This window comes from Bergeyella anatis (assembly GCF_036016955.1).
Lineage (GTDB): Bacteria > Bacteroidota > Bacteroidia > Flavobacteriales > Weeksellaceae > JAYWXI01.
The window spans coordinates 1-530 of sequence record NZ_JAYWXI010000112.1 but is presented as its reverse complement, the minus strand read 5'-3'; the positions used below and the strand labels follow the sequence as shown (position 1 = coordinate 530).

Here is a 530-nt window from a genome sequence, read left to right as displayed (position 1 = left end):
CCAACATTTGTAAATGATACTTTTAACAGAGCAATGAAAATCCCACCAAAAGTCTATTTAACTTGGCAATTCCCCGAAAACTATCGTGAATTGGCAGGCGTAAGTGATGAAGAAATGAGGGATTTGGTGGTTTTTACCTTTCTAATTGGAAGAAAAGGAAACTCAAAAAAACTGAGTACCTATCGTGCTAAAGGTCCTACACGAATTGACTTTGGAAGATTATTTTTTAATTTCGTATTGGACTATAATGAACGCCACCCAGCAGAACCTATTGAAATTAAAGATAAAAATGGTAAACTATACGAATGGGTATTTTTTAAGCAACCTAAATGGTATGAAACGACTCAATATATTGATCCTAAATATACATTATATATGAATGGTATTGAAGAAAATAGCGTTATTTTCTGTATACGCTCGGAACATATGGTTGATGAAAAGAATGCTTTGACTTCAAACGACGAAGATGCCGATTTTGAATACAACAAAGAGAAAGACAACGATAGAGTAAATAACTTTTAAAAGAGATT

General features: G+C 32.8%; 1 protein-coding gene. It reads left to right on the top strand.

Features of this window, described 5'->3' with window-relative positions:
• Positions 1–522: TssN family type VI secretion system protein (locus VQ048_RS12490; RefSeq protein WP_327611963.1), on the top strand; the 522-nt coding region annotated here is incomplete at its 5' end.
• Positions 523–530: the final 8 nt, after the last annotated feature.